At 40.4% G+C, this 4,306-nt stretch carries 7 protein-coding genes; 3 read left to right on the top strand and 4 right to left on the bottom strand.

What is annotated here, in order from left to right; translation table 11 throughout:
- Positions 1–163: 163 nt before the first annotated feature.
- Both ACFIML_RS08850 and ACFIML_RS08845 read left to right on the top strand, forming a co-directional pair.
- Positions 164–1,546 (top strand): Bgr_08870 family protein, encoded by a 1,383-nt coding sequence (locus ACFIML_RS08850; protein ID WP_375687969.1) that lies wholly within the window; start codon positions 164–166, stop codon positions 1,544–1,546.
- Positions 1,547–1,555: 9 nt separating this feature from the next.
- A complete protein-coding gene (locus ACFIML_RS08845; RefSeq protein ID WP_375680468.1) occupies positions 1,556–1,768 on the top strand; it encodes a hypothetical protein in 213 nt (70 codons plus the stop codon).
- Between the two features lie 327 nt (positions 1,769–2,095).
- Here ACFIML_RS08845 and ACFIML_RS08840 read toward each other — a convergent pair whose 3' ends face one another.
- A complete protein-coding gene (locus ACFIML_RS08840; protein ID WP_375610717.1) occupies positions 2,096–2,275 on the bottom strand; it encodes a hypothetical protein in 180 nt (59 codons plus the stop codon).
- 77 nt (positions 2,276–2,352) lie between these two features.
- On the opposite strand from ACFIML_RS08840, the gene ACFIML_RS08835 reads away from it, so the two are divergent.
- Positions 2,353–2,649 carry a HigA family addiction module antitoxin gene (locus ACFIML_RS08835; protein ID WP_375607140.1) on the top strand — a complete coding sequence of 99 codons (297 nt, stop codon included), beginning with the start codon at positions 2,353–2,355 and terminating at the stop codon, positions 2,647–2,649.
- A gap of 9 nt (positions 2,650–2,658) precedes the next feature.
- Here ACFIML_RS08835 and ACFIML_RS08830 read toward each other — a convergent pair whose 3' ends face one another.
- The 3 genes from ACFIML_RS08830 to ACFIML_RS08820 form a co-directional block, all read right to left on the bottom strand.
- A complete protein-coding gene (locus ACFIML_RS08830; RefSeq protein WP_375607139.1) occupies positions 2,659–3,045 on the bottom strand; it encodes a hypothetical protein in 387 nt (128 codons plus the stop codon).
- Positions 3,038–3,289: a type II toxin-antitoxin system prevent-host-death family antitoxin gene (locus tag ACFIML_RS08825; protein WP_375607138.1), complete on the bottom strand. Its 252-nt coding sequence runs from the start codon at positions 3,287–3,289 to the stop codon at positions 3,038–3,040. Before ACFIML_RS08825 ends, ACFIML_RS08830 begins: the two co-directional genes overlap by 8 nt.
- A 121-nt stretch (positions 3,290–3,410) precedes the next feature.
- On the bottom strand, positions 3,411–3,929 hold the full coding sequence (locus ACFIML_RS08820; RefSeq protein ID WP_375687967.1) for a Rha family transcriptional regulator: 519 nt from the start codon (positions 3,927–3,929) through the stop codon (positions 3,411–3,413).
- Between the last annotated feature and the right edge of the window lie 377 nt (positions 3,930–4,306).

Below are 4,306 nucleotides of genomic sequence, written 5' to 3'. Positions count from 1 at the left end.
AAACAGAACAACTCGCTGAACCACTTTGGACAGAACGAAAATTTGTGAGCAGTGACAAAACAGCCAAACAAGCGCGCTTGAAATTGACCCTTACCGGTGGACCTGCTGCGCGGTCCATGGTGAGTGATTTTGGCGCAGGCATATTATAATGGGAAAATGAGAGATGACAAAAACCAAGAAACTCAACATGGACTTGCCACAAGAAGGGCGTTTTATCAGTTCTGAATTCCCAATCTTGCGCGAAAACTTGACCAAAATTGATCAAGCTCTTTTAGCTGTTGAGGAAAAGATAGACGAAAAGGCGCCTTTACACCACACGCATACCATAAGCGAAATCGCAGATCTAGAAAGCGCTCTCAATGGCAAGATGGCAGCGGATAAAACCTTCACTTTTGCTGATTTAAGCGATATCGAAGGGGCAAAAGATGCCGCTAACAACTATGTTCTCTACAAATCAAGCAATAATAACTTCACCTTTGGCAGTGCTGTCTCACTGTTAGGCGCGCATCAACATAAAACCGAAGATATCGTGGGGCTTGACGATTTTAGAGCCAAGCTTAACGAAGATCTCACAAGCTATGGGCGCCTCACAAGCCCAAATGAATGGCAAAGTTATAATAAATTTACCAGCAAAGTTAGCATGAGTGGTGGCTTAGAGCTGTTAGGTAATTCATCGTTTAATCTCACCCACAATAATAAAGTTGTGACAAGTCTAAGTGCAAGTGGAAGCATGCTTAGAGATCCAGCAACTGTTGATGGTAAGGCACTTTACACAAAAGATGAGGCTACCACTGTCCTTCAAAAAATACGCAATGAGATTGCAAAACTGAAAGAAGTTACCGCGCTTAATCCCCTTGAAATCCTCATGACAGAAAGTGGACCCATTCCATTTCCTGATAGTGTTACTAGCTACACCGATATTGAAATATGGGCGTGGGGTGGCGGTGGAGGCGGCAGTAATATAAAAGGCGGTGGTGGAGGTGGCGGCGGTTGCGTACGTATTAAAATCAAAGGATACCAGCTGGGAAACTCAAAAAATGCTCAAATTGGACGTGGTGGGAAAGGCGGTAATAACGAGAGGGGAGGCATAGGTGGTCAAACAATAATTCAGGGACTTCTTACCGCAGGCGGTGGCGGAGGTGGTGGATATTATGGATACGCAACTAGTGGCAGTGAAGGAAGTGCCAACAGCAGTGGTCGCGGCGGTAGCGGTGGCAGCTATTACTCTAGCAATACCAGCGTCAATGGCAGTAGTTCTACTTTCGGTGGCGGGAGTGGTGGTGGCTACGCATACTATAGAAGTAACGACGGCCCCTTTATTGTCTATAAAACAAACATTGGACATGGTGGAAGCTCTATTTATGGTGGTGCTGGTGGTGGTTGCAGTGATGGTATCGCAAAAGGGGGGTACAGTGGGAAAGGCGGCAATGGTGGTGATGGAAATGGTTTTACCAGCGGCGGTGGCGGTGGCTACTTTCCAGGAAAATCTGGTGGAGATGGCGGCAATGGTGGTGACGGAGCAATCTTGTTGAGATTTTTTATCTAGGAGTTTTTTATGAAATATGCAGTTGTTGAAAATGGTGTGGTAACAAATATTATTGTAGCCTCAGAAGATTATGTTCACGCCTTTGATGGTGAAGCGATCCCCTCAAGTGAAGCACAAATTGGCTGGACTTATAAGGACGGAGTGTTTTCTCCTCCCATGGTGGATAAAGAAACAATGGCAGAGCTTAGCCATAAATCACAAGAAAAAGGTGAAGAAGCTTAGGCACTCAAACAATAGTGTTAATGATGCTTGTTGTATAAGCTGGCTTTGTATGTTTTTAAAATCCCCTTTAAAGCTCTTTCAAAGCCCTTTAAAGGGCTTTTTTGACTGACACTGTCAGACTTATGAGAGAGTGTAGATGATTGTTATGGTCTCTTCATTAATGTGGAGAGCAAAATGACAATAGAATTTAAACTTCGTATTCACTTTATTAAGAATGGCAAGGGATCTAAGTTTTTAGCAATATTTGATCAGACAGCCGTTGGTATGTTTGTAAAATCCTTGATGTTAACGTGCAAATTTATCCCCTCCATGCACCTATTCTTCTCTTTACGCATGAGGTGGAGAAACAGGATAGTGCTCTGTTTCATAAGCTTCAATTAACAAAACAAGAGCTTTCATTCTATCAAATTCTAGAGTATTCTCTTTAGGTTGCTTGTCAAACATTGCAGACACAATTTCTAAAGATTCTTGGTAATCTCTCTCTGTACAAATTGGTTTGATATTCATTTCTTAAATTACACAGTATTGATGTTATACTGTTTAGATTGTAATGGTTTTTAAGTTAATTGCAAAGAAGACTATCTATGACTATACGCAATCCTAATCGTTGTCCTACTCATCCAGGAGAAGTTTTAGCAGATATTATTCCTGAAACAGGCAAAACAAAGTCAGAAATTGCACAAATGCTCGGTATATCACGCCAACATCTTTATGATATTCTAAATGCCAAAAAGCCTGTCTCTCCTTCTCTTTCGGCTTGTCTTGGCAAAATGTTTGGGAATGGAGCAGCAATATGGTTACGTATGCAAGCCAATTATGATGCTTGGCATGCAGAGCGTGAAACAGATGTTAGCAAAGTTCCGACACTCCATACTGCTTAATTGTATAACTCAGTCTCTAGAAACTTTTCCAAGTGGTTTTATTGTTTTAACTTCTTTAATTTTAAGTGCAATTTTACGCATGAAAGAAAGACTAAAACGCCCTTGTGGTTTTAAATCTTCAAAGTCAAACAAAGATTCGCAAGGAACAACATTAAATTCATCAACACGCACCCAAGATTGCTTTTGCAACCCCGCACGTCTACATTCTATCTCAGGTATTTTTAAGCTAAATTGCAAATTAATAGGTTCTTGAGAAGTGATAGGAAACAAAAAGAAATGGCTTTCAGTTTTAACCATGACACAAGAAGGACGTGCTTTACGCCCTGAATGTTCACCTTTTTGCGCTTGTTCGTGCCATAAATAATAATATTGAACAACATCCCCTGCTTTAAACATGTTCATCACTATTCAAAATGTCATCTAAACCACGATCTAAATCGTCTAATATATTTTGCGGTGCATCTGCGTAAACAAAAGATTGTACACTAGAACGGGATTTTATTAATTCATGATATAAATCAACAGGAAGCATAATGATTTTTTCACGCCCTCGTTTTGTCAAAGCGACAGGTGTAGACATAGCCTCGTCTAAAATATCGCCTGCCCCGCGGTTTACATCTGTAAAACTATATTTTTTCATATGCACATCCTATCTTTAATGTATAATACGTATTATACGTACAATATGTATTATGTAAAGATATTTTATGGCATTAACTACCTCCCCGCCTCAAGGCGAGGAGATGAGTCATGTTTTTTACTTAAGCAGCTTTTACAATAGTTTTTCCTAAAACTTGCTTGGCTTCTTCAACAAGCGTTTTATAATGTTTGCTCTCTTCTACTAACGTAAAGGCTCTAACAAGATGCATGTGGAGAGGTCCATAAATATAAACAGCCTTTTCAGTCGCTCCCATTTCATCCCAGTTACTTGGAAAATCAAACCGTGTATCGCGGTCATTATCCATTAACTTGTTTTTTAAATCATAAAAAGCTTTAACAAGGGCTTTTTTAAATGCACGCACCATATCATTGTTACGCATATAGGTCATGAGTAGAGTGGCTTGTGGTTCGTTGAGAATAGCAATTACTCTTTTCTGTCTTCCGCCTTTGGTCCCAAAGGGTGAGATTTCAAATCCAACCCTTCCAAATTCTTCAAAGTCTTCAATGTTTTGACGTACCAGCTTTATAACTGTAGCGTGGCTATTCCCCACACCACCGGCAATTTTTAAAGAGGTTGTGACAGCAATACCAGCATTGTTGATTGTCGCTAAATTGTTCATGGTGAACTCCTTGTTGATTAATGTTTGTTAATGACACTCAATGAAGAATGCCGGGTGCTAACAAACACGGCAACAAGCCCGTCGTTATGCCTTCCCCTAAAAGGGTATTGTATAGCATAACCACACCCGACAACACTATTATACGCTACGCGCATATAATGAGTCAAAGTCTTTAGTCTGCGGAAGATTAGTTATTTCGGCAACCAATCCGCTTGTTGTTTTAAGGTGTTTGTTAGGCACCTTTGTATGAATCTAACGGTTTTAAACATTTTGTCAAGTCGCTCGCAAGAACGGCTTTCGCCTCTCATTTTTCCCATTCATTTCATTAGCCAATTATTAAAAGGAGCATAAAGTATGGCAACAGGTTTTTTACACGG

The organism is Bartonella sp. AC62GZZY, assembly GCF_042196525.1.
GTDB lineage: Bacteria > Pseudomonadota > Alphaproteobacteria > Rhizobiales > Rhizobiaceae > Bartonella.
The sequence above is the reverse complement of the archived record's forward strand: the minus strand, read 5'-3'. Positions and strand labels throughout refer to the sequence as shown.

Bases quoted from the DNA above. Each gene is read 5' to 3' on its own strand.
- ACFIML_RS08840 (WP_375610717.1), bottom strand. From the start codon at position 2,275: ATGAATATCAAACCAATTTGTACAGAGAGAGATTACCAAGAATCTTTA.
- ACFIML_RS08825 (WP_375607138.1), bottom strand. From the start codon at position 3,289: ATGAAAAAATATAGTTTTACAGATGTAAACCGCGGGGCAGGCGATATT.
- ACFIML_RS08835 (WP_375607140.1), top strand. From the start codon at position 2,353: ATGACTATACGCAATCCTAATCGTTGTCCTACTCATCCAGGAGAAGTT.
- ACFIML_RS08845 (WP_375680468.1), top strand. From the start codon at position 1,556: ATGAAATATGCAGTTGTTGAAAATGGTGTGGTAACAAATATTATTGTA.
- ACFIML_RS08820 (WP_375687967.1), bottom strand. From the start codon at position 3,929: ATGAACAATTTAGCGACAATCAACAATGCTGGTATTGCTGTCACAACC.
- ACFIML_RS08850 (WP_375687969.1), top strand. From the start codon at position 164: ATGACAAAAACCAAGAAACTCAACATGGACTTGCCACAAGAAGGGCGT.
- ACFIML_RS08830 (WP_375607139.1), bottom strand. From the start codon at position 3,045: ATGTTTAAAGCAGGGGATGTTGTTCAATATTATTATTTATGGCACGAA.